General features: G+C 57.0%; 19 protein-coding genes and 5 pseudogenes. 11 read left to right on the top strand and 13 right to left on the bottom strand.

The features are described from left to right. Nucleotides 1-85 precede the first annotated feature (85 nt). The 4 genes from P6U16_RS26690 to P6U16_RS26675 all read left to right on the top strand — a co-directional run bounded on the left by P6U16_RS26690 (nt 86) and on the right by P6U16_RS26675 (nt 3,899). On the top strand, nt 86-1,330 hold the full coding sequence (locus P6U16_RS26690; protein ID WP_277704360.1) for a PAS-domain containing protein: 1,245 nt from the start codon (nt 86-88) through the stop codon (nt 1,328-1,330). A gap of 4 nt (nt 1,331-1,334) precedes the next feature. Next, the gene (locus tag P6U16_RS26685) at nt 1,335-1,736 is read left to right on the top strand and encodes a response regulator (protein ID WP_277704359.1); all 402 of its coding nucleotides are present in this window, start codon (nt 1,335-1,337) and stop codon (nt 1,734-1,736) included. Nucleotides 1,737-2,292: 556 nt separating this feature from the next. Continuing rightward, complete coding sequence (locus tag P6U16_RS26680; protein WP_277704358.1) at nt 2,293-3,081, top strand: PAS-domain containing protein; 789 nt, start codon at nt 2,293-2,295, stop codon at nt 3,079-3,081. Beyond that, nucleotides 2,976-3,899, top strand: coding sequence for a HAMP domain-containing sensor histidine kinase (locus tag P6U16_RS26675; protein ID WP_277704357.1), 924 nt, complete (start codon nt 2,976-2,978; stop codon nt 3,897-3,899). The genes P6U16_RS26680 and P6U16_RS26675 overlap by 106 nt, the downstream gene beginning before the upstream one ends. 365 nt (nt 3,900-4,264) lie before the next feature. Here the strand turns inward: P6U16_RS26675 and P6U16_RS26670 are convergent. Further along, nucleotides 4,265-4,618 (bottom strand): annotated as a pseudogene (locus P6U16_RS26670) (exodeoxyribonuclease III); the annotation flags it as partial. Between the two features lie 383 nt (nt 4,619-5,001). Here P6U16_RS26670 and P6U16_RS26665 point away from each other — a divergent pair. The 3 genes from P6U16_RS26665 (at nt 5,002) to P6U16_RS26655 (ending at nt 6,395) form a co-directional block, all read left to right on the top strand. Next, complete coding sequence (locus P6U16_RS26665; RefSeq protein ID WP_277704356.1) at nt 5,002-5,301, top strand: hypothetical protein; 300 nt, start codon at nt 5,002-5,004, stop codon at nt 5,299-5,301. 395 nt (nt 5,302-5,696) lie between these two features. Next, nucleotides 5,697-5,969 (top strand): DUF2382 domain-containing protein, encoded by a 273-nt coding sequence (locus P6U16_RS26660; RefSeq protein ID WP_277704840.1) that lies wholly within the window; start codon nt 5,697-5,699, stop codon nt 5,967-5,969. Between the two features lie 12 nt (nt 5,970-5,981). Next, entirely contained in the window at nt 5,982-6,395 is a 414-nt protein-coding gene (locus P6U16_RS26655; RefSeq protein WP_277704355.1) for a hypothetical protein, read from the top strand. A gap of 5 nt (nt 6,396-6,400) precedes the next feature. Here P6U16_RS26655 and P6U16_RS26650 read toward each other — a convergent pair whose 3' ends face one another. Beyond that, the gene (locus P6U16_RS26650; RefSeq protein ID WP_277704354.1) at nt 6,401-6,793 is read right to left on the bottom strand and encodes an SMI1/KNR4 family protein; all 393 of its coding nucleotides are present in this window, start codon (nt 6,791-6,793) and stop codon (nt 6,401-6,403) included. 238 nt (nt 6,794-7,031) lie between these two features. On the opposite strand from P6U16_RS26650, the gene P6U16_RS26645 reads away from it, so the two are divergent. Beyond that, nucleotides 7,032-7,238 (top strand): hypothetical protein, encoded by a 207-nt coding sequence (locus P6U16_RS26645; RefSeq protein WP_277704353.1) that lies wholly within the window; start codon nt 7,032-7,034, stop codon nt 7,236-7,238. 162 nt (nt 7,239-7,400) lie between these two features. On the opposite strand, the pseudogene P6U16_RS26640 reads toward P6U16_RS26645, so the two are convergent. The 10 genes and pseudogenes from P6U16_RS26640 to P6U16_RS26595 form a co-directional block, all read right to left on the bottom strand. Beyond that, a pseudogene (locus P6U16_RS26640) lies at nt 7,401-8,138 on the bottom strand (AraC family transcriptional regulator); the annotation flags it as partial. Nucleotides 8,139-8,244: 106 nt separating this feature from the next. Beyond that, complete coding sequence (locus P6U16_RS26635) at nt 8,245-8,547, bottom strand: hypothetical protein (RefSeq protein WP_277704352.1); 303 nt, start codon at nt 8,545-8,547, stop codon at nt 8,245-8,247. Between the two features lie 33 nt (nt 8,548-8,580). After that, nucleotides 8,581-9,576, bottom strand: coding sequence for an inositol 2-dehydrogenase (iolG, locus tag P6U16_RS26630; protein WP_277704351.1), 996 nt, complete (start codon nt 9,574-9,576; stop codon nt 8,581-8,583). 68 nt (nt 9,577-9,644) lie between these two features. Beyond that, a pseudogene (locus P6U16_RS26625) lies at nt 9,645-10,456 on the bottom strand (3-methyl-2-oxobutanoate hydroxymethyltransferase). Between the two features lie 11 nt (nt 10,457-10,467). Next, nucleotides 10,468-11,252 (bottom strand): annotated as a pseudogene (locus tag P6U16_RS26620) (TIM barrel protein). Between the two features lies 1 nt (nt 11,253). Next, the gene (locus P6U16_RS26615; RefSeq protein ID WP_277704350.1) at nt 11,254-11,565 is read right to left on the bottom strand and encodes a MocE family 2Fe-2S type ferredoxin; all 312 of its coding nucleotides are present in this window, start codon (nt 11,563-11,565) and stop codon (nt 11,254-11,256) included. Nucleotides 11,566-11,710: 145 nt separating this feature from the next. Then, nucleotides 11,711-12,534: pseudogene (locus tag P6U16_RS26610) on the bottom strand (ATP-binding cassette domain-containing protein). Beyond that, nucleotides 12,534-13,544, bottom strand: coding sequence for an ABC transporter permease (locus tag P6U16_RS26605; protein WP_277704349.1), 1,011 nt, complete (start codon nt 13,542-13,544; stop codon nt 12,534-12,536). The pseudogene P6U16_RS26610 and the gene P6U16_RS26605 overlap by 1 nt, the downstream one beginning before the upstream one ends. 109 nt (nt 13,545-13,653) lie before the next feature. After that, the gene (locus tag P6U16_RS26600; protein ID WP_277704839.1) at nt 13,654-14,604 is read right to left on the bottom strand and encodes a substrate-binding domain-containing protein; all 951 of its coding nucleotides are present in this window, start codon (nt 14,602-14,604) and stop codon (nt 13,654-13,656) included. 149 nt (nt 14,605-14,753) lie between these two features. Then, the gene (locus P6U16_RS26595; RefSeq protein ID WP_277704348.1) at nt 14,754-15,776 is read right to left on the bottom strand and encodes a sterol desaturase family protein; all 1,023 of its coding nucleotides are present in this window, start codon (nt 15,774-15,776) and stop codon (nt 14,754-14,756) included. Between the two features lie 304 nt (nt 15,777-16,080). On the opposite strand from P6U16_RS26595, the gene P6U16_RS26590 reads away from it, so the two are divergent. The 3 genes from P6U16_RS26590 to purU all read left to right on the top strand — a co-directional run bounded on the left by P6U16_RS26590 (nt 16,081) and on the right by purU (nt 19,427). Further along, nucleotides 16,081-17,109 (top strand): LacI family DNA-binding transcriptional regulator, encoded by a 1,029-nt coding sequence (locus tag P6U16_RS26590; protein ID WP_277704347.1) that lies wholly within the window; start codon nt 16,081-16,083, stop codon nt 17,107-17,109. Nucleotides 17,110-17,251: 142 nt separating this feature from the next. Then, nucleotides 17,252-18,481 (top strand): FAD-dependent oxidoreductase, encoded by a 1,230-nt coding sequence (locus P6U16_RS26585; protein ID WP_277704346.1) that lies wholly within the window; start codon nt 17,252-17,254, stop codon nt 18,479-18,481. Nucleotides 18,482-18,542: 61 nt separating this feature from the next. After that, a complete protein-coding gene (purU, locus tag P6U16_RS26580) occupies nt 18,543-19,427 on the top strand; it encodes a formyltetrahydrofolate deformylase (protein WP_277704345.1) in 885 nt (294 codons plus the stop codon). Nucleotides 19,428-20,982: 1,555 nt separating this feature from the next. On the opposite strand, the gene P6U16_RS26575 is transcribed toward purU, so the two are convergent. Next, nucleotides 20,983-21,786 carry a transporter substrate-binding domain-containing protein gene (locus tag P6U16_RS26575; protein ID WP_277704838.1) on the bottom strand — a complete coding sequence of 268 codons (804 nt, stop codon included), beginning with the start codon at nt 21,784-21,786 and terminating at the stop codon, nt 20,983-20,985. Between the last annotated feature and the right edge of the window lie 64 nt (nt 21,787-21,850).

Here is a 21,850-nt window from a genome sequence, read left to right as displayed (position 1 = left end):
ACCTATAACGTTTGACGAATACAACGATGACCGGCGAAAATTCACAGAATAGGCGCTTTAGCCGACTGCCGATGTAGGAAAATTGATGTCGAATCGAACCAAGGCAAAGTCCATTGACGACAGGGAAGTTGTGCGTGGCCTGTTGCATGCCACGATTGACAGTTTCCCAGGCGGTATCTGCGTGCTTGACAACGATCTGACCATGCTCGTGACCAACCGAAGATTTTATGAGCTGCTTGATCTGTCCGAAGATATGTTTCCGGTGGGCTCCAACCTCGAAGAGGTGTTCCGATACAATGCCCAGCGCGGTGAATACGGCCCCGGCGATCCCGAAGAAAAAGTGCGCGAGCGTCTCAGCCACGTCAGGCGCTTCGAAGAGCACCGGTTCGATCGGGAGGTCGGCACGGGTCTCATCATCGAGATGCGATCTGCCCCGAAGCCCGGGGGTGGGAGCGTCCTGACATACCTCGACGTCAGCGTAAACAGACGGGCGGAGCAGGCACTCCTCAGGCACAGGGAAACGCTTGAGGAACTGGTCTTGCTTCGAACCGAAGAAATCGAGCGGCAGGCTGAGGAGTTAAGGAGACTACTCGACCAGGAACGCCATATCAATGAGCTACAACGGCAGTTCGTCACGATGACGTCTCATGAGTTCAGAACGCCGCTCGCCATCATTGACGGTGCAGCTCAGCGGCTGCAGCGGCGAAAGGAAGACATCGCGAGTGGGTTCGTTGATGAGAAGGTCGGATTAATCCGCGGGGCCGTTTCGCGAATGGTTGACCTGATGGAGAGCTTCCTGTCAGCGGGCCGCATCGAGCACGGAAACATGACATACGAATTTCGTCCGTGTTCCTTGAGAGAGGTTGTCGAGCGGTGTGTTGTACGGCAGCAGTCCATAGCCTCTACTCATCGCTTCCACTTGGAACTTAGCAATCTCCCGCCCGTTGTCGTTGCTGACACCGCGGCTATGGAACAGGTATTTACAAATCTCGTTTCAAACGCCGTGAAATACGCACCTGTTTCGCCAGACATTTATATTACGGGGTATTCTCAAGGCGGAAGCGCATGTGTCAGTGTTGCGGATACAGGGGTTGGCATCGATACCGACGATCTGCCGAAGATGTTCCAGCGCTACTTCCGGGCGAGAAGCTCGACGGGAATTGCCGGGACCGGTATCGGCCTCAATCTCGTGAAACAGATCGTTGAAGCACATGGCGGGAATATTAGACTCGAAAGCCAGCAGGGCGAAGGGTCCACCTTCACCGTAACCCTGCCCGTCACCAATCCAATGCTCATTGCCACTGGATGCGGCGAAGTAAAGGCAGGTTAAACCAATGATTACTATCCTTTGCGTCGAAGACGAGGACGATATCCGCACCCTTCTGGTCGAAGAGATCAGAGACGCTGGGTTCGCGACGCTCGAAGCCTCCAATGGACGGCAGGCACTTGAACTGATCATCAGAAAGTGGCCGGACATCGTCATCTGCGATATCACCATGCCCGAGATGAGTGGCCATCAGCTGTTCGCCGAAATTCAGATGAACCATGAACAACTTGCCAACATTCCTTTTATCTTTCTGACCGCATTGAGCGACAAGGAAAACACGGTCTTAGCGCTTAAAGCTGGCGCAGCCGACTACCTTACCAAGCCGGTCGATTTCGATCTGCTGATGGCAAAGATCCAGGGCTGTGTCACGCGGCTGGAAAGTGACAGGAAGATGGGGCGGGCTTTTTGAAGCGAGGGGCTGGGCCGCAGCCCGGTACAACAAGACGGACTTCACTTTGTACCCGCCATCGCAACCGCTTGCGTGTTTTCGTTGGACCAGCAAACCAGGGAGTGTTGCAAGCTCGAACAAGCCATATGAAGCGCATGGCGCAGACAATTTGCTTGGCTGCATGATTAAATGTCGCGTCTGGGCTAACCTGCCCTCGGATCTCCGTTGATTGATGTTCTCGTTGATGGATTGGTTACAGATTGTGATCGCTAGAACGGCTGGGGACAAAATGGCTTGTTGCGCAAGCGCTTGCCGGACATTGTCTCGCGTGCAGTTGGCGAGGTTCATTCTGGACACCGGCGGAACGACCGCCGTCAGATGGTCGCGCGTATATTCAGGGTGAACCAAGTATCGATGCCGCGTGGCAAAATCTCAATCCTCGGTCGCTCCGCATCAGAGTTCTACTACCACCTTCACCCACGCGCCTCTGCTAAAATTTAACAATGATCCACTATAGTTGTGCGGACGCGCTTGCAGCTTGCAAATCTCATCGTTTTCAACGCCAAGCAGAGGAAAGATGCCAGAAACTATCAAATCGGCCGATCGACTGCCCGCTTCCCAGTCCCACTCTGTCAAAGGTCTGCCCGTGGAAAGGTTGGAAGAGAGGCTGAGATATCTGGAATATGCTCTTAGCTTAGATGCGACGGGCATCACGACATTCGATCGCTTGGGAAGGCTCACCTATGCAAACCCCGCCTTTTCGACCATTTATGGGATCGGCCGCAACGAGGAACTCACGGAATTCTCCTTACAGGAGCTGGTAGCAATGTTGGCCTCAGCTTGCAAAAGCAAGATCGAGGCTCTCAAATGCCTCGCCCCCTCGCGCTTTCCTATCCATGAACATATCCCGGAGAGCGTGAGATTGGCACTCTCGAACGGCAAAACAGTTCAGATCAACCACCATCTTGTTATCGATGGCGGTTGGGTTACCCGACATCGGGTCATAAGCGAAGTTTCCGAGCAATCCCAGGTCAACTATGAACTTGTTTCCCTTCAGGCCCTCATTGACCAGCTACCTGACTATCTGTGGGTCAAAGATACCCAAAGTCGTTTTGTCGTGGCCAATCTCGCTCTTGCTATGGACAGCGGCCGAATGAAATCAGCCGACATGATCGGGTTGACAGATTTCGATGTGCATACCGCGGAAAGGGCAGTGCAATTCCATGCCAGAGAATTGAAATTCTTCGCTCAGGCGCACCTATGCTGGACACAGAAGAAGCCATCGTCGATGCAACTGGACAGGAAAAATGGTTTTCCTCCAGTAAGATCCCACTGCGCAACGCCAACGGCGATATTGTTGGCCTGATAGGTGTGGCCAGGGAAATTACGGCCCGAAGAAACGCAGAAGAACTGCGAAAAAGAGCGCATGAACTTGAAGAGAGCTCACGCCAACTGAAATCTGCTTTGGAACAGGAGCGGCATGCAAATGAACTGCAGAGGCAGTTCGTTGCCATGGCTAGCCACGAGTTCCGCACACCTTTAGCAATAATCGACGGAGCCGCCCAACGGCTACTGCGACGAAAGGAAGAACTCTCCACGAATTTCGTTGGGGAGAAATCTCAGCAGATTCGTCAAGCCGTTGGTCGGATTGTTGAACTGATGGAGAGCATCCTGTCGTTCGACGCACTGGACGCGGGCAATGTTAGGAACCCGCCCGAAAGATTCTCGCTTCGCCAATTGTTATCCGCTTGCTGTCAGCGCCAGCAAGACCTCTCCACCCGCCATAGAATTGTTTCCGACATGGTCTCCTTGCCGGACACCATCGTGGCAGACAGGTCAGCTCTCGATCAAGTGTTTACGAACCTGCTTTCGAACGCAATAAAATATTCCCCCAATTCCCAAAACGTCATTGTGAAGGGCTGGTGTGAAGGAGACATGGTGCGGGTGTCCGTGCAAGATCACGGGGTTGGTATCGATGCCGACGATTTGCCGAAGATGTTTGAGCGCTATTTTCGGGCGCGGACGTCTACAGGGATCGCAGGCACTGGCATAGGCCTCAATCTTGTCAAGCACATCGTGGAATCGCACGGCGGCCGGGTCCGTGTGGAAAGCAAGAGAGGAGAAGGATCGACATTTACGGTCTCTTTCCCAATAGCCGAACAGGTTCAGACGAGCAGCACATAATTTGCTCAGGGAGTTCCGCTGACCCGCGAGGCAATAGGAGGAAAATGGAGCAAGGCTACTTAGCCGCCATCCCGATGGCAGTCATCGGCTATCAATTTTCGTGTGAATTTGATCCAGATTCCATTTTGGTCTGCCCCCATGGGGTGATCCGGGTTTAATGTTAGTGCATGCTCGGCCAGTCATGCCGGCTCATAGATAGCATCATCCGACACATCGTCTGCAGGGTAAGGATCCCGTTCGTTCGTAATCCGAAACGTTCGATTTCTTCGATAGCGGCTTTGAAAAAGTCGGCCTGCCTGGCTCCGGAAACAACCGCTCAATCGACCAGGTTCGCCAGACCGCTGCGAAACTCGTCTCGCCAGTAATTACTCATTTCGCTTCCTCCGCTTGATCTGTTTGTGGGATAGCTCGATCCACACCGGCGCATGGTCGCTGGTGTGCTCCCAGCCGCGCACATGCCTGTGGACCTCAGCCTGCATCAGCCGCCCAGCAAGGTCAGGACTGAGCAAGTAATGGTCCAGCCTCAAGCCTGCGTCGCGCCCACTGGCATTTCGGAAATTGTCCCAGAATGTGTAGATACGCTTTCCAGGATGCATCTTGCGTCGCGCATCCGTCCAGCCTTGAGCAATAAGCTTTCGGAAAGCGTCGCGCACCTCCGTACGAAACAGGGCGTCGTCCGTCCAACGCTCGGGCTTGTAGACGTCCAGTTCCGTCGGCATGCCGAGGATTTGGGCTTCTGTGTAACCTTTGAAGCGAATTGCTCCCGAGTTCCAGCTGCTGACAGGCTAGCCGATATCGAGCATATAGATCGCGTAGTCGGTGATGGCATCGACGAGAACGCGGGAGCGTTCATCGAGAGCCTTGCTCTGGAGCACGCTGACGTTGGCGGACATAATTTCCCTTCCGTGATTGCCGGCGGCGCAGATATAGCTGTCTGAAGCTGACGAGCAAGACATCATTCTTGTACATGAATCGCGTCACTTCAGATAGCCTTTGGACACTGTACCGCCGCACAGGAGCGAAATAGCGGAGCAGGAACAGGTCGCAAGTGCGAGGGTTATTGCCTTTAGAGAGGAGTGTTTCATCCTCAGGAAGAGAACCGATGCAACTGATCCAGATATTGCTGCCTCTGAGCACCGCCGACGCCGATTCTCGGGAACGCATTAATCAGGTTCGCCAGGAATTGATGATCCTTTTCGGCGGTCTCACCTTGTACCGCAACGCCCCTGCGGATGGCTTTTGGGAAGATGGCGGGACGGTTGAACAAGATGTCATAGTTGTGGCTGAGGTGATGGCCGATGAACTGGACCGCGACTGGTGGAGTAACTATCGCGCCGAACTTGAGCAACGCTTCCAGCAGGACGAGATCGTCATTCGCGCAATGTCGGCGACGCGACTCTAAGCCGTTTCCAAAAAGCGGTATCTCTCGGTCCGCGTATTCCGGCGGCGGAGCCTCTCATCGGTTCAACGACGCGTGCCAGATCGTACGGCTTCTGAGGATGTAGACCCGTACACTGTCGTCGCTGCGGCCCTGGAATCCGATCCATCTGATCCACGCCGCGCATGACGGCACGCGAATACTTTGATGTCATAGCGACAAACGTGCCGGGTCATTGACAGCTGAACCCTAGCTATCACCGACGCAGAACATAATTCGAGTCCCCGTGTTTCTGCTCCGGACCTGGTGGCGGTGATGGTGGCAGACCAAGACGATAACACGATAAAAATCGTCGAGGAACACTTTAGCGTCGATAAAGAACAGGTCGTCACGGGCGCGTTCGTGTCGCGACACCCAGTATATCCGTCGAAGACTTCGCGCAAGCCACTCTTGCTGGAGTACGCGTCGAAGTGACCCGGGAGCGTATTGACCGTCAGATCGACGCCGCTCCCCTTACCGGGGTCAAAGGCGACACCACCATCATCCCCATCGTCGAAGAGGTCTTGATCGCCGAGAAGCGCCTGGTCCTCGTAGAGGAAATACGCATCCGGCAAATCGCCACCTCCGAAGACGTATCAATTCCCGTCACGTTGCGAAAACAGACGGCGACGATCGAGAGAACCGAAGAATAGAGAGGAAATACCATGTCATATGCAGAACAGACCACTGCGTCGCCGCATGGCGGATCGAACACCATCACGGCGTTTTACGATGACCGTTCGGAAGCCGACAGCGCTATGGAAAGACTCGTCGCAGCCGGAATTCCAAGATCGGCCGTACGGATAATAGCCGACGAAAGCGAGACCACTACCTCGCATGGGAAAAGCAAAGGATCCTGGGCTTACCTCGGCGAACTGTTCCTCGCTGACGACGACCGCACTACCTATGCCGCGGGCATTCGCCGCGGCGGTTATCTCGTCACCGTTTCGGGCTATCCGCTCGACGTGCACGATACCGCTCTCGACATCCTCGACGACGAGGGTAGCTTGCCACTGGCCAGACCGCATGGGCGATCACAAAAGACGGGTAACGAAGAACGTCTCGGCCCATCCCGGTGAAGCCGTTACCAACCTTCACCGCTGTCGATCGCTGCGATAAACGCTTCGAAACTATTGCCAAGAACTCTCACCTCATCCTCCCATTGGCCGGCGAATACGAACGGGAACGAAATGTAGTTTCCGTCGATGATCCCATAGGCCGTTGGTCCGCCGTTTGAGCCGATCAGAAACCGATGTGACCGGAGTTCGAACAATTCATATCCACCGGCCCATGAAAGCTCTTCAATGCTCCAAAGAACGAGGTACCCCTGCCCGACCTCGTCGTTGAACCCATTCGAAATACTTAGAAACGCCTTATAGTCATCGGGCAATGCGATGCGGGGCTTGGTTTCACATTCTTCAATTTCGCCTGGGCTCGCACCGGGCTGCTGAAATCCATGCCGTAATTTTTCGAACACGGAGGTTACCTTCCCGATCTGCGAATTCGTGAGCTAAGGAAATGCAATCTCGAGCGCTTGGCAACGCCGACGCAGGCAAACCGTCGCGCCGGAACTGGGTTGGCTTGTTTGGACTGCGGATAAGTGTTTCATAATACGACCGGTTACCGGGCGTGGGCACTGACCACGCTGACCATGTGTTGCCACAATCCGTCGTCACTTTGCAGCCTACGGAGAACATTTTTGAGGAGCGGTGATAGTGCGCGATCTTCCTGTGCTCGCAATTGTGATCGCGCTCTCAGCGGCCAGTATTGTGGTCGCCATTCTGCTTCGCCCATCTGATTTCGAGACGTGTCTGAAAATCATTTCGGATGACATCCATCGCCAGGGCGGCAGCGCCACTTTGGATCCAAAGGACGTCGAATCGCAAGCGGCGCGCATTTGCACGGGACATGAGGCGAGGTAGGTTTTCGGATCTCATCATCCAGGTGGCGAAGAACATTCCAGTGGGTTGGCCGATCACTCACAGCGACAGCCAGCATTGCAGACCGCGACACCCTTTTCGCGATAGGCAACACCCTGCAACGCTCCGGTCCACCACGAGACGTTCTGGCGTCGGCAGATAGCGTCATAAAACGGCGAGCAGGTCAGGACTAGCACCGGCGACGTATCCTTTGGCGAACCTGCCTGGGGAACAACCGAACCTTTTGCTAAACGCTGTACTGAAGGCACTGGCGGATTCATAACCAATCTCGTCCGCGATCCTGTCGAGTGACTTCGCGCCGCTCAGGAGTGCATCCCTGCCCAGAGCGATGCGCCAGCGCGCCAGTTATTCAATGGGCGCACAACCAAGAATCTCATGGAATCGCACGGCGAAGGCCGATCGCGACATGCCCGCTATTCCCGCTAGATTGGCTAGCGTCCACCTCGTTCGCACATCTTCGTGTATGGCACGCAGGACACGGGCAATGGCGGGATCGCGCAGACCGTTCAACAAGCCCGCCGAAGCTGGGTTGTTGCCGATAATATCCCACCGTAATCCCTCCATCAGCAGCGTCTCCAGCAATCGCTGGATAATCAGTTCCTTGCCGGGATAGTTGGCAACGCACTCCTCAGACAGCAGTTCGATCAGGCGGCCAAATCGCGTCGCGCGCCCCGCTGAGGCGGAGATATGGATATGGTCGGGCAACAGCGCGAGCAGCAGCGGCGCGTTGACACTCTCAATCGAGAAGCTTCCGCCCAACGCCGCGAATTCGGACTCTCCTTCCTGCTCGCCGTGGCGGACAGCTTCAGCCAGAGGCTCAGCGGGAATGCAGGATACGCCTGGTTTGCGCTGAACTCAAAATACGGTGCTGGGCCCAATGAGCGGCTTGTGGGAGAAGGAGATTAAAAATCTCGTAAATCGTTTATATATATCAATCACTTATTAGAAATCAGATAGGACGATTTAACGAACTTTCCCATCTGGATCTTCATGCACTCATCGACTCAGGCTCTAACCCGAAACGTAACTTTACTTCTTCTAGAAACAGTCTGCGAAGATCCTGATACGATCGAAACCCCAGCAGGCGCGTCAACCGAAGGGCCATAGATTGTGAAACCCCACAGCCATGCGCGATGGATCCGGCGCTGTCGAACGCGGCACAGCCCGGCTGTTCAAGCATCGCCCTCGCCATAACGCCGAGCTTTCCGGAAAGAATAATCTTCCCGGAAGCAATCAAGGATTTCAGCTCCGCCACGGACTTTGGCGGCTGCCCCTCATATTTGAACGTCATGGCATGCCCCCGCAAAGAGCCAACCCCGACCCGTTAAATGCTTGCCAAACTGACAGTCTGACCAGACTTGGCCGAGCGCGTCGCAGCCTCGGCGACGGCGAGCGCGTTGACGCCATCGTCAAGCGTGACGGGCAATGCCGACCCCGAATTGACGGCGTCGACAAACGCTGCCCATTCCGCGGAATAGGCCCGCATGTAGCGCTCCAGGAAAAAGAACTCGGGCTTCGCCGAGGTCACACCGCTCTTCGTCGCCTTGGAGACGGTATTCTCAAGGACATTGCCCGCCGACAGGAGCCCCTCCGAACCGAGCAACTCGACCCGCTGGTCGTAGCCATAGACGGCGCGACGGCTGTTCTTGATGACCGCAATGCGACCGTCGGCAAAATGTAGCGTCACCACGGCGGTATCAACATCGCCGGCCGCGCCGATTTCCGGATCGACGATCGAGCTGCCGACGGCCGTCACCGTTTCCGGCAAACCGCCCATGAGCCAGCAGGCCATGTCGAAGTCATGGATCATCATGTCGCGGAACAGACCACCGGATACCTTGACGTAGGAAACCGGCGGCGGCGCGGGATCAAACGACGTCACGGACAACAGCTCAGTCTTGCCGATCTCGCCCCGATCGACTGCCGCCTTGAGCGCTGCGAAATTGGGGTCGAAGCGACGGTTGAAGCCGATCATGACCGGACGCCCGTTCTTCGCCGCAGCCACCTGGCAGGCTCGTGCCCGCTCAAGGCTAAGGTCGACCGGTTTTTCACACAGGACGGCCTTTCCGGCGGCGGTCGCTGCTTCAATCAGGTCTGAATGGGTATCCGTGGATGTTGCGACCAGCACGGCGTCGATGGACGGGTCGTTGATGATCTCGACCGTTGCCTTCGCCTCGGCCCCGTATTGGCCGGCGAGCTTTCGCGCCGCATCCATATTGACGTCCGAGATCGTAACCAGCGTGCTGCCGGGGTGCAAGGAGATTGCCTTTGCGTGAACGTTGCCGATGCGGCCGGCGCCGAGGAGGCCAACTTTGAGCATTTCAATTCCTTTCCATGGGCGGCTCGACGGCCGCTCGTTCTTTCTGATGTCCGCGATGTTGCTCGACGTTAAGCTTTAATGCTGGCCGCGAAGCGCTCGAATTCGGCGTCCGTTATCGGAACTGCATGCTGCGGGGCCGGATAGGCGCCCGTCTCGACTTCGGAGATGAATTCCTTGAATGCCGCCACCCGCTCCTGCTGCAGTCGCGCATATTCGGCGGCGAAGTTGCGATAGGTCTTTGCGTGCCTCGGTTTGTGGCCGGTCGTGTGGCCAAGCACGTCTTCGGCGAAGAGATATTGTGCATCGGCTCCCGCCCCCGCACCCATTCCCAGCATGATCAGCGGCGTGCTCTTCGAGATCACATCGCCGACGCGATCCGGAACGACTTCCAACTCCGCGCCGAAGCAGCCGATCGCCTCCAGCCGCTTGACGTGATCCCAGACCGCCTTGGCGCTTTCGGCAGTCTTGCCGACCGCCTTGAAGCCACCGGTCCAGGTGGCCTGCGAGGGATCAAGCCGACATGGGCGATCACCGGAACGGCATTATCGCAAAGCGCCTTCTGGATATCGAGCGAGGCGGCGCAATAGATGCAGTCCGCTCCGATCGCCATGAAGCGGAAGGCCTCGCGCAGATAGTCTTCAGCAGTGGCGAGCTTGCCGAAGGGGCCGAAGGGCAACCCCACCTGGACATAGCAATTTCCAGCGGCTTCGCGCATCTCAGCACTGAAGAACCGGCCCTCGATCGACAACATATCGATACCTGCCGCATTGGCGGCAGCAGCCTCTTCGAGCGTCGTGACGTAGAGCATCGAGATCTTCTGGCCGCGCGCCTTCATGGCACGAATATCAGCGACCGTCGGACGGGTGAGGTAGAGACCCATTGCTTACCCTTTCAAACTGTGAATGCGTTGCGGAAGGCTTCAAGTGCTGTGTCCGCGTCGCCCGCGGCGAAGGCTTCCATGCCGACCGGGCCGGAATAGCCCATGGCCTTCAATGCTTTGGCGATGCCATGCCAGTTCACCTCACCCGTTCCGGGTTCGCATCTGCCTGGAACATCGGCGACCTGAATTTCGCCGATCCACGGCAGCGACTTGCGGCACAATTCGATCAGATTCCCTCGCCGATCTGTGCATGATAGAGATCGAGATTGAGCCGCAGGCGCGGATGGTTCACGGCTGAAACGAGCGCCAGGGTGTCCTCCGCGCGGCCGAACGGCACGCCCGGATGATCGACCGGCAGGTTCAAGTTCTCCAGCGTGAACGTCACATCCACTGCGTCAGCCAGGTCGACAACCCGGCAAAGTGTGTCGCGTGCTTTCATCCACATCGCGCCGGTGACGACGTCGATCGGCTGGACGGGAAGACCGCCCTCCCCGAGGCCGGTTCCGTGCAGGTTGAGGCGCTGCAAGCCCAGCCGCTTACCGACCTCGGCGGTTTCACGCGCGGTCTTCAAGAGCTCCGCGGCGCCTTCGTCATCCGTCAGTCGGCCGCGCAGATACCCGTTCATGATGGTGAAGGTGGCGCCGGTGGCCTCCAGCTTCGACAGGTCATGATCCGGCCAGTTCCAGAGCCCGACGCCGAAGCCCAGGTCTTTCAGCCGGCTGGCTCGCCACTCTATCGGGCGACCGCGCCAGAGCATTTCGGCGCATGCAGCAAGTGAGAATGTTCCAGTTGTCATGTTATATCTCGATAAAGACGCGGTCGTTTTCGACCTTGGCTACATATGTTTTCAGGTTGATGCAGACGGGCATGCGCATTGCCTCCCCTGTGCGATAGTCGAAGACGCCACTATGTTTGGGGCATTCGATCGAATGATCCATCACCAGGCCATCTGCGAGATGAACCTTCTCATGCGTGCAGAGGCCATCCGTGCAGTAGAAGTCGTCTTCCGGGCTGCGGAAAATGCAGAATGTTCGACCCTGGTGGTCGAACCGGATGACTTCTTCCTGTTCAACGTCGTTGGTTCCACAGGCTTCCACCCATTGAGGCATGATATGAATACTCTCTCTTCTATTGTCGCTTTGGGGTTCTACGACCCGGACCATGACGGGTCCGGGTCGCGAGTTGTCCGCACGTGGAGGTGTGCGGACCGGGAGAACGCAATGAACATCGCTTGCGCGGTGTCTGGCGGCCGCATCAATGCACGCGCTTTGCCGGCTCCGGATGACCTTCGCCTGCAGCCATGTAGCCTTCGATTTGGGCCTCCAACTCCGCCATCTGCTCGCCGCCGGCCATCAGATCGGTGATCTCTTCCCGGCTCTTTTCGCCCTTGCGGAAATCTGCCGCGATGGCGCCGCGGATCAGCACGGCGAAATGATCGCCGACGGCCATGGCGTGCATGACCTGGTGGGTGATGAAAATCACCGCTAGCCCGCGCCGCTTGGCCTCGTTGACGATGCGCAAAACGTGCGAGGCCTGCTTAACCCCTAGCGCTGCAGTGGGCTCGTCCAGGATCAATACACGGGCGCCGAAATGGACAGCGCGGGCGATGGCCAGGGCTTGCCGCTCGCCACCCGACAGACCGCCGACCAGCCGGTCGCCGTCGTCAATGCGGGTCATACCGAATGACTGTACCGCTTTTACGGCAGTATCGTTGGCCAACTTACGGTCATAGATCTTGAACGGCCCGACCCACTTCGTTGGCTCTCGTCCGACAAAAACGACCGCCCGACCGACATTAGTGGAAAGGTTCCGCCGAACTGGTGGACCGTTGCGATGCCATGATCGGCGGCCTCGCGCGGATTGGCGAAAGACACTGGCTTGCCGTCCATCGCCATCACACCCGTGGTGGGTTTGTGCACTCCGGAGAGCAGCCGGATCACCGTGGACTTGCCAGCACCGTTGTCGCCCAGCAGACAGAGCACTTCCCCGGCCCGCACTTCGAGGTTGATGTCGTGCAAGACGTCAATCGGGCCAAAGCTTTTGTTGATGTTCTTCAGCGAAAGGATTGCCTGTGACATTATTTGGCCCCCGTCTTCTTGGGCGAATAGGACAGCGCCATCTTGCGGAACGTGTTGTTCATCAAAACCGCCACGAGCAATAGGATGCCGATGATCAGCGACGACCAGTTGCGGTCGAAATCGGTGTAGTAGATGCCTTGGTTGACGATGGCGAAAGTGATGGTGCCGAAGAATATTCCGACGATCGAACCGAAACCACCGGTCAGCAGGACGCCGCCGACCACGACCGAGATGATGGAGTTGAAGATGAAGCTTTGCCCGCCTGCGACCTGCGCCGAGTTATAAAGGATCGCCTGACACAGGCCGACAAAAGCAGCAGAGGTCGAGGACAGCACAAACAGCAGGATCGTCATCCGCTCGGTCGGGATACCGGCGTTACGTGCAGAAACCTTGTCACCGCCCATCGCGAAGATCCAGTTTCCGAAACGCGAGAAGTGAACGAAGAAGATATAGGCCGCGGTAATTGCAAGCCACCACAGTACCATCACCTGAACTTGGCCGTTGAAGAGGAACTCGCCGAAGATTGTCTTGGCTGCTCCCTCGGTGGTCAGGGCAACACTGGTGGATTTGGTGATCAGAACGGTTAGGCCAAGGACGATGCCTTGCACAGCAAAAAGCGTGCCCAGGGTGACGATCAATGACGGGACAGCGGTGCGGATCACCATATAGCCGTTGATCAAGCCGATCAGCACGCCGAAAGACAGAGCAACCGCAATGCCGAACCAGATCGGCAGATCGTAGTGGCCAGAGATTATAGCCACCGTCATTGCACCAAAGGGCACCATCGCGCCCACCGAAATGTCCAGCTCTCCGGCAATCATCAACAGGCCGACGGGAATTGCGATGACACCAAGGTTTGATGCCACGTTCATCCAACTGGCCATGCCTGCAGGTTGCAGAAAGGTTAGGCCGCCAAAGATTCCGAAAAAGATCATTACGGCTAGCAGGCCAAGAAAGGCGCCGGCCTCGGGGCGGCGCAGCATGGCGCCTGGTGAAAAGCTATTTTGCATGGGATGCCCCCTCCCAGGGTTTCAAGTGTTGATCAGCCAGAGCTGATCCCGGTCGTTTGGGGTTCGGCCCGCAGAACCTAACTGCGGACCAATCCGCGCGTAAAGGCGATCAGCGAGCGCCTTTTTCAACACCGGCTAAAGTTGCTTCGATGTTGGCGGCATCGACAATGCCCGGGCCGGTCAAGACCGGGAAAGTCGGCAGCGAGGTGCCAAAGTCGATGGCTGAGGCCAGGAGGCTGACCGCCAGAAAACTTTGCAGATACGGTTGCTGGTCAATCGCGAAGGTCTGGGTGCCGCCCTTGATACGCGCCAGACCCGCTGCGTTCATGTCGAACGATCCCAGAGACACCGTAGCAATGCCCGACTGCTGGATACCGGTCGCCGCTGCATCCGCGTCGCCGGCCGAGATCGTGATGACGCCGTCGATCGTGGTGTCCTTCAACACCGTGGCCTTGATGGCTTCGGCCACAGCGGTCGGGTCGCCAAAGCTGGTCGTGGGCAGCGGCAGTTGCTCGGCAGCGCCGCCCCCGGCAACCATGCCGTCGGTCACGCCTTTACAGCGCGCTTCAGTGTTGTTGGCGCCCGGCAGGGTGTTCACGCAAAGGACATGCTTCTTGCCATGGCTGGCGAAATAGGCGCCGCCCGCCTGACCAGCGACATATTCGTCAGAGCCGACATAGTTGATCGCCCCCAATTCGCGGGCTTTGTCAGCACCGCCGGCGTTCATCAGGATCACCTTGATGCCGGCCGCAATCGCGTCCTTGATCGCCGGATCTTCGGCTTCTGGCACCCAATTCGGAATGACCAGACCGTCGACCTTCTGGCTGATCGCGGTGCGGATCAATTGCACCACGTCCGGCGCGAAGTTGTCGTAGTTCTGCAGGCGCAGATAGTTGACCGAACCACCATTGGCGACAACGGCCGGAGTGGCGTCATCGATGCCCTTTTTGATCAGGTTCCAGAAGGCGTCATCGTTCGAGCCGCCCACGACGGCAATTGTCGCCGCATTGGCCGTCGATGCGGCCGATGCGATCAGTGCCACGACGGCCGCGGCTTTCATCAGGTTCTTCACGAGTCTCACGTTAGTCTCCTCCCAGTTTTCGCCATTTGGCGGGTTTGAAATGTTGGTATCCGGTGCAGACGCCCGATTGCGGATCGTCTTAACCGTCGGGCACCGCCTCCTCGCGACACCCGATCCGATCTCGAATGTCAGGTGGTGGTGCCACTCGCCTTGGCGTTCAGCCGTGCCTTCTTTTCCTGGAACCGTGCTTGCATCTGAGCCTCACCTTCCTTGGTGCCGTCGTGCCAGGTGCCAAACCACTTATCGAGCGGTATCAGCCCGTCGCCGCCGTAGTTCACCTCGAAATATTTGTGGTGCAGGTAGTGCGCATAGGCGTGGCCATCGACGGCGGTTTCCTCGGTGAGCTCGAGCTTTTCGAAGCCGATATGGCCGTTAACCGCACCAAATCCGGCGATGTGCAACTGGAACAGCGCGACGATCGGATTGGAGGGAATGACGAGGTGCCACAGGGCCACGGCGTGATAGAGAAAGCCTTCCACCGGATGCATGGACAGCGATGACCAGGGCGACGGATTGACCGAATTATGGTGCACGGAGTGGATCCACTTGTAGAGCAGCGGCGTGTGGATCAGCCGGTGGATTAGGAAGAAATGGACCTCGTGAATGACCGGTGCGATGAAGACCAGCAGGGCCAGATAATAGGGATGCTCGTCCCAGTTGACCCAGGTGGCGGAGCCGTTTGCGAAGCACCAGAGCATAAAGACTTCGACCACGGTCCAAAGCGGGATCGAGATGAAGAAGCTCCGCATGAAGTTATCGATGTTCTGGCTCTTGAACCAGAAGACGTCAGAGGGCTGCTCCGATGGAAACTTGGCGTTGTATTTGAAGCGAGTTCCCTGAACGCGCTTCACATAGTAGAAAAGCTCGATCGAGCCGTACATGACGAAGATCGCCGCCGCATTGACCGCATAGAGATAAAGCGGCCAGCCCCAGCTCAATGTCTTCATCGTCTCGACATCGGGAACGACAAGGTACCAATAGGCAAGCGCCGTTGCCATGTGGAACGCATTCCACGGAAAAAGGTATTCCGGCAGCCAGTGCAGCACTTTCAGGAATTTCGGCGGCCATGTCCAGAAGGGTGCGACCTCGATGCGTCCATTGGGCGACCAGTCGCCTCGCTTGTTCCGTGTGCCAAACTTCAGATCGTCCATGTTCAATCCTCAAGCGAGCAACATGAATTGCTCGACAGCAGCCTTGATGTTGTTGAGGGAGGTCGATGCCATCACCGCAGACAAACCGATCCGTTCGGCGCCCAGGTGTTGGGGCCGTTCGTCTCACGCCACGCGGCTGACTATCTTCCTCCCAAACGGCCGCTCATCCCGAGGCCGTCTTGCATGAGGGAAGTAAATGGCTTGACGCCTCTCAACGCAAGTGTTGTTGATATACAGAGATACAAAAGTTTCTTTTGTATCAGAATGGTGTGAAATCTGATATGAAATGATACGAGGAACGAAAATGACGCGCCCAACGATACGCGACCTGGCTGACGCTGCCGGCGTTTCCATCGCCACTGCGAACCGTGTGATTGGCGGCAGCGGCAACGTCAAACAATCGACCATGCTGCGTGTGAAGGAGGCCGCCCAGGAGATCGGGTTTTACGGCATGGGCACGATCGACAGTCGGATTGCTGCCGCAAGGGCAAGATACCGTTTCGGCTTCCTGTTGCACCAGCCGTCCCGGCAATTTTATCTCAACCTCGCGCAGGCATTGCGAACCGCAGCGGAGCGAACCTCTGATTCGGCGATCGAACTCCGTATCGACTTTCTCGATGACCTGTCGCCCCAGAACACCGCAGCAAAAATGCTAGAGCTTGCCGAAAACTGCGACGCCATCGGCGTCGTTGCAGCGGTTCATCCCATCGTGAGCCAGGCGGTGGAAACGCTACAGAGCCAGGGCAAGCCGGTCTTTGCGCTCATTTCGCAGATCGCCCCAACCGGGCAGGTTCACTTTATCGGTCTCGACGGCTGGAAAGTCGGGCGCACGGCCGCCTGGATGTTCGAGCACGTCTGCAAGCGGCCAGGCAAACTCGGCGTTCTCATGGGGAATCCTCGATATCGATGCCAGGAGATGAACGAAAGCGGATTTCGATCCTATTTCCGCGAATATGCCTCCGATTTTACCATTCTCGAACCACGCTCCACCTTCGAGTCGAAGGCGGTCGCGGAGGAAATGACGGAGAACCTTCTCAAGGAGCACCCGGACCTGCAAGGCTTGTATGTCGCGGGAGGCGGCATCTCCGGCGCCCTGGCCGCGCTGAGATCCAGCGGCAACGCCGGGAAAATCATACTGGTCGGCTACGAGCTGATGGACATAACGAAGCAAGCGCTTCTTGATGGAGCGATGACATTTGTCATTTCTCACCCGTTAAATCGCGTGGCGGAGGAAGCCCTGTCGGGCATGGTTCGCTCCGTCAAGGCAAAGGGAAGCGATGGCGCCTATACCAGCGTCCTGCCATTCGAAATTTATACCCGCGAGAACATATAGGTTACGCGTGTAACGGCCTATATTGACATTATCAGTCTCATTTTTGTCAATCTATGATACGCATTGATATATTATATCATAGATATGTTGCGTGCCGCTGGACATTGCGTATGGTCTCACCATGCTTTGGGAGGCAACACCTATGAGTCAACATATCGTCATCATCGGCGCTGGCGAGTGCGGCGGCCGTGCGGCACTGTCGTTGCGCGAAAGGGGCTTTGCAGGGTCGCTAACCCTGATCGGTAGCGAAGCCCTCGCGCCCTATGAGCGGCCACCATTGTCCAAGGAGGCGATCGTTCTCGCTGCGGAACCGAAGTTCGTTGCGGAAGCAGACCGGTACGCATCGCTTGCCATCGATTTGCGGCTCGGCGTTTCGGCAACCGGACTCGACCGTGGCCGCATGCGTGTTGCCCTCTCCGATGGAGTGTTTGTTTCGTATGACAAGCTGCTTCTCGCCACGGGCGCGCGGCCGCGTGAACTGCCCACGCTTCCCTCCTCCAGCGAGCGTGTCCGGACACTCCGCAGCCACGCCAACGCGATGGCAATACGCTCCTGCCTCGGACCAGGACGGAAGATGGCGATCATTGGCGGCGGCTTCATCGGCCTGGAGCTGGCGGCGAGCGCACGAAATCTAGGTACGTCGGTAACGTTGATCGAGGGCTTGCCGCGCATCCTCTCGCGTGGTGTTCCTGCGGAGATCGCAGAAGCCGTTGCTGCTCGCCATCAGGCCGAAGGTGTGGACATTCTCTGCAACGCCCGTATCGCCAGGATAGAAGAAGCACCGGACGCCGTGCATGTTGTCCTGGAGGACGGTTCCGCAATCGACGCGGATCTTCTGGTTGTCGGCATAGGGTCGATCCCGAACACTGAGCTTGCCACCGAAGCCGGCCTGGCAACCGACAACGGGATTGCCGTTGACACGCATCTGCAAACAAGCGACCCGGATATCTACGCCGCCGGCGACTGTTGTTCCTTTCCCATCGGCCATTACAGTAACCGTCGCATCCGGCTCGAGTCGTGGCGCAGCGCCCAGGAGCATGGGCTTCTCGCCGCTGCCAACATGATGGGCGCTGCGGAAGCTGTCACCAGCGTGCCCTGGTTCTGGTCGGATCAGTACGACCTTACCTTGCAGGTCGCCGGGCTTGCCGAGGGTGCCGTGACCACGGTTCGGCGAGATCTCTCCGCAGAGGCGTTTATTCTCTTCCATCTGGCCGCCGACGGACGACTGCTTGCAGCCAGCGGTATCGGACCGGGCAACGCAGTCGCCCGCGATATCCGCCTGGCTGAAATGCTCATTGGCGCCAGCCGCCATCCCGATCCCACAGCGCTCGCAGCGCCGGAGGTCAAGCTCAAGCAATTGCTGGCGGCCTGATCCCTCCCCTTTCCGCTATCAACGCGGATAAGCCACGCGCTCATCCTGACAGAGGATTGTCATGACCTCCTATGTGCTTACCGTTTGCTGCAAATCGACCCGCGGCATCGTCGCTGCTATCACCGGTTATCTCGCCGAGAAAGGTTGTAATATCGTCGACAGTGCGCAGTTCGACGACCTGGAAACGGGCCTGTTCTTCATGCGCCTCAGATTCGCCAGCCAGGAAGGCACCTCGCAAGAGCAGCTGGAAAAGGGCTTCGCGGTCATCGCCGAGCGCTTCAAGATGAGGGCACAGTTCCATAACAGCAAGCACCGCATGAAGGTGTTGCTGATGGTGTCGCGCTTCGGTCACTGCCTCAACGACCTGCTCTATCGCTGGAAGATCGGTGCGCTGCCGATCGAGATCGTCGGCGTTGTGTCCAATCACTTCGACTACCAGAAGGTTGTCGTCAATCACGACATCCCGTTCCACCACATACCCGTGACCAAGGCCAACAAGGTTCAGGCCGAAGCCCGCATCATGGACGTGGTCGAGCAGACCGGAACTGAACTGATCGTGCTGGCCCGTTACATGCAGATCCTGTCGGATTCCATGTGCCAGAAGATGTCGGGCAAGATCATCAACATCCACCATTCGTTCCTGCCGTCGTTCAAGGGTGCCAACCCTTACAAGCAGGCCTATGAGCGCGGCGTGAAGCTGATCGGGGCCACGGCCCACTACGTCACGGCCGATCTCGATGAAGGCCCGATCATCGAGCAGGACATCGCCCGCATCACCCATGCACAGTCAGCCGAGGATTATGTCTCGATCGGCCGCGACGTCGAGAGCCAGGTTCTGGCCCGCGCCGTGCATGCCCATATTCACAACCGCACCTTCATCAACGGCAACCGCACCGTCGTCTTCCCAGCGAGCCCCGGCTCCTACGCCTCGGAACGCATGGGCTGATATTATGGCTATGGTTATAAATTGAAAACAGGTTGCAGCATCGGTGATCGATGCCGTGAAAACCGCATCGCAGGCGCTGAAGGATCAGACCGTCGTCCGTAATCTTCGCAAAGGCACGGTTGACGGCCTGCCCCTCATCCGTCGAGAGAAATAGGAATAGGTCGTTTATCTCAGATGTCTGGCCAGACTTCGCGACGCCCGGGCCTTCGAAAACAAGGCAACAGGGACATGCAGCGCCTCGGCGATCAACTGCAGTCGACTGGCGCTAACGCGATTGGTTCCGCTTTCATATTTCAGGATTTGCTGAAAAGTTACTCCCACAGCCCTGTCCAGGTCTGACTGGTTCAAGGTCTTCATCTTGCGCTGCAGGCGGATCCTGCTGCCAACCTGAGCGTCTAGCGGATCAAGCATCTTGGAGGTCTTCGGCCGATGTGGCCCACGTCCTTAAAACCTATGGAACAAGTTGAAGACAAACGCATTGGGTCCACAAGGGCCCGGTGTGTGTCAAGCGGACATGACAGGGATGGTGAATACGGGGGTTTTTCCGCTTTCTGCCCGTAGCCAACGAATTGGCAGTCGAGCTTCCTACCTGTCCATGCCGGGCCCTCTCCATAAAGGACGAGCATGACCGAGCCTAACCGTACCCGTAAACGCCAGATCCGAGGGCATCTCTATACTCTCGAACAATTCCAAGCTCGGTATGATCTCCTGGCTGAAACGGCCAAGAAGCTCAATTATCGCTTCGGGCCGGGTTCGGTGGACCTTGACGTTTTGATGGCCGCCAAGAGCGTTCCATAATGCCTGAGGCTTTTCAGGACCGGCATTAAGCATCTTTCCCCCTAAGAGCATACCCGTACCAATATCGACAACAGCTGCGAGATCCGCGTGATCGTAAACAGGGTGGGGTTTGCGGTCGCGGCTAAAATTCTGAAGTAGAAGGGCGTTAATCCTGCAGACCTTGTAGAATTCGACCTTCACAAGATCACGCTTGTCGAGTTAGCGCTCTATAACGCGCGCCATACCGCGAACCATCTGCAACCCTAACTCTGTCTCTGCCGGCGTTTTTCAGTCTAGTCCGAGCCTGATCTATCCTTCCGTAAGATCACCGGGGTATATGCCTTGTAACATTCCATCCGTCCCTGATTCAAAACCTTCGTCAAGGCGGAACATGGAGGCTTGAATGGCACGGTTCTCCAGACCCGGAGATTTCGAGGCTTTAGGTGAGCAGCACGCCAAACGCAATATATCTTGATGGCATTGCGCCTCTCCAGCTCGCACTCGGAAGCTCAAGAGGCGATACTTTCAGCTTGGACCAACCCCGGAAATGTAGGTTTGCCGAACCTCGCGGGGTGAGCGCGCAGCCCCGACAATTGCGGATGGGCGGCAGTCCGTTGCGAACTGATTGGCGTTATGGATGAAGGTCAAAAACTCGCTTTGCAGCTGGTTAGCCAGAATGGAAGCCGCTTCCATCATGGTTCGAAAGATCGCCCAGTTCCGGCATGCCTTGTCCACCCTGAATGTACATAGCTGGCTGGCCTCGGGGCTGGCCACCCTATCAGCGGATGCTGAAGGGAAAATACTTGGCGTTGATCGTGTCATAAGTGTCGTTAGTCTGGATCGTCTCGAGTGCGGCATTAAACTGTGCGAGCAAATGGCTGTCGGAAGGCCGCAAGGCGATGCCGGCTCCATCGCCGAAAAACTCGGTGTCCTTGATATCACCGCCCAGGAACTCGCAGCAGCCGCCCGCCTTAGTGTTTGCCAGCCAGTCATAAACTGCAAGCTTGTCTTCCATAATAATGTCGACCTTTCCCTGTGCCAGTCCCTTGTACAGGTCCGGTGAAGCCTGAAACACCGTGGTTGTGACATCAGGGTAGAACTTTTTGGCATAGGCTTCTTGGGAGGTGCCCGAAGTAACGCCTAACCTCAAGTTCCTCAGGCTCTCCGGCGTGGTTCCGGCAATGGCGGAGCCTTTGCCGACGATGAAGACGGACGGGCTGTCATAGTATCTCTGGGTGAAGGAAACCTTTTCGCGCCGCTCGGCGCTCATCGACATCGACGAAATGATCACGTCGTACTGTTTGTTCAGCAGGCCGGGGATCATTGTGGTCCATTCCTGAATGACGAACTCACATTTCAGCTTGGCGGTCTCACAAAGCGCCTTAGCAATATCGACGTCAAAGCCCTGGAGCTGGTTTGACGAGTCAAGGTAGTTGAAAGGCGGGAATGCGCCCTCCACGGCGATCCGGATCGTGTCATTTCCGGACGCCAAGATCGTTTGGGGTTGGCCAAATGAGCAAACGGATAGGATAAAAGCCAGCGCCAAAGTTTTTCGCTGGAGTAGAGATTTCAATCGCAGCATGTCGGTACCTTGATGTGGAAGACGCTCCAGCAAGGAGGCGTCACGCGGTTCTTACCACCTAAAG

Origin of the sequence: Rhizobium sp. 32-5/1, assembly GCF_029537235.1 — a bacterium.
Lineage (GTDB): Bacteria > Pseudomonadota > Alphaproteobacteria > Rhizobiales > Rhizobiaceae > Pararhizobium.
The sequence above is the reverse complement of the archived record's forward strand: the minus strand, read 5'-3'. Positions and strand labels throughout refer to the sequence as shown.

Coding starts and splice junctions, on each gene's coding strand:
- P6U16_RS26690 (WP_277704360.1), top strand. CDS start 86: ATGTCGAATCGAACCAAGGCAAAGTCCATTGACGACAGGGAAGTTGTG.
- P6U16_RS26685 (WP_277704359.1), top strand. CDS start 1,335: ATGATTACTATCCTTTGCGTCGAAGACGAGGACGATATCCGCACCCTT.
- P6U16_RS26680 (WP_277704358.1), top strand. CDS start 2,293: ATGCCAGAAACTATCAAATCGGCCGATCGACTGCCCGCTTCCCAGTCC.
- P6U16_RS26675 (WP_277704357.1), top strand. CDS start 2,976: ATGCTGGACACAGAAGAAGCCATCGTCGATGCAACTGGACAGGAAAAA.
- P6U16_RS26665 (WP_277704356.1), top strand. CDS start 5,002: ATGCAACTGATCCAGATATTGCTGCCTCTGAGCACCGCCGACGCCGAT.
- P6U16_RS26655 (WP_277704355.1), top strand. CDS start 5,982: ATGTCATATGCAGAACAGACCACTGCGTCGCCGCATGGCGGATCGAAC.
- P6U16_RS26635 (WP_277704352.1), bottom strand. CDS start 8,547: ATGACGTTCAAATATGAGGGGCAGCCGCCAAAGTCCGTGGCGGAGCTG.
- iolG (WP_277704351.1), bottom strand. CDS start 9,576: ATGCTCAAAGTTGGCCTCCTCGGCGCCGGCCGCATCGGCAACGTTCAC.
- P6U16_RS26615 (WP_277704350.1), bottom strand. CDS start 11,565: ATGCCTCAATGGGTGGAAGCCTGTGGAACCAACGACGTTGAACAGGAA.
- P6U16_RS26605 (WP_277704349.1), bottom strand. CDS start 13,544: ATGCAAAATAGCTTTTCACCAGGCGCCATGCTGCGCCGCCCCGAGGCC.
- P6U16_RS26600 (WP_277704839.1), bottom strand. CDS start 14,604: ATGAAAGCCGCGGCCGTCGTGGCACTGATCGCATCGGCCGCATCGACG.
- P6U16_RS26595 (WP_277704348.1), bottom strand. CDS start 15,776: ATGGACGATCTGAAGTTTGGCACACGGAACAAGCGAGGCGACTGGTCG.
- P6U16_RS26590 (WP_277704347.1), top strand. CDS start 16,081: ATGACGCGCCCAACGATACGCGACCTGGCTGACGCTGCCGGCGTTTCC.
- P6U16_RS26585 (WP_277704346.1), top strand. CDS start 17,252: ATGAGTCAACATATCGTCATCATCGGCGCTGGCGAGTGCGGCGGCCGT.
- purU (WP_277704345.1), top strand. CDS start 18,543: ATGACCTCCTATGTGCTTACCGTTTGCTGCAAATCGACCCGCGGCATC.
- P6U16_RS26575 (WP_277704838.1), bottom strand. CDS start 21,786: ATGCTGCGATTGAAATCTCTACTCCAGCGAAAAACTTTGGCGCTGGCT.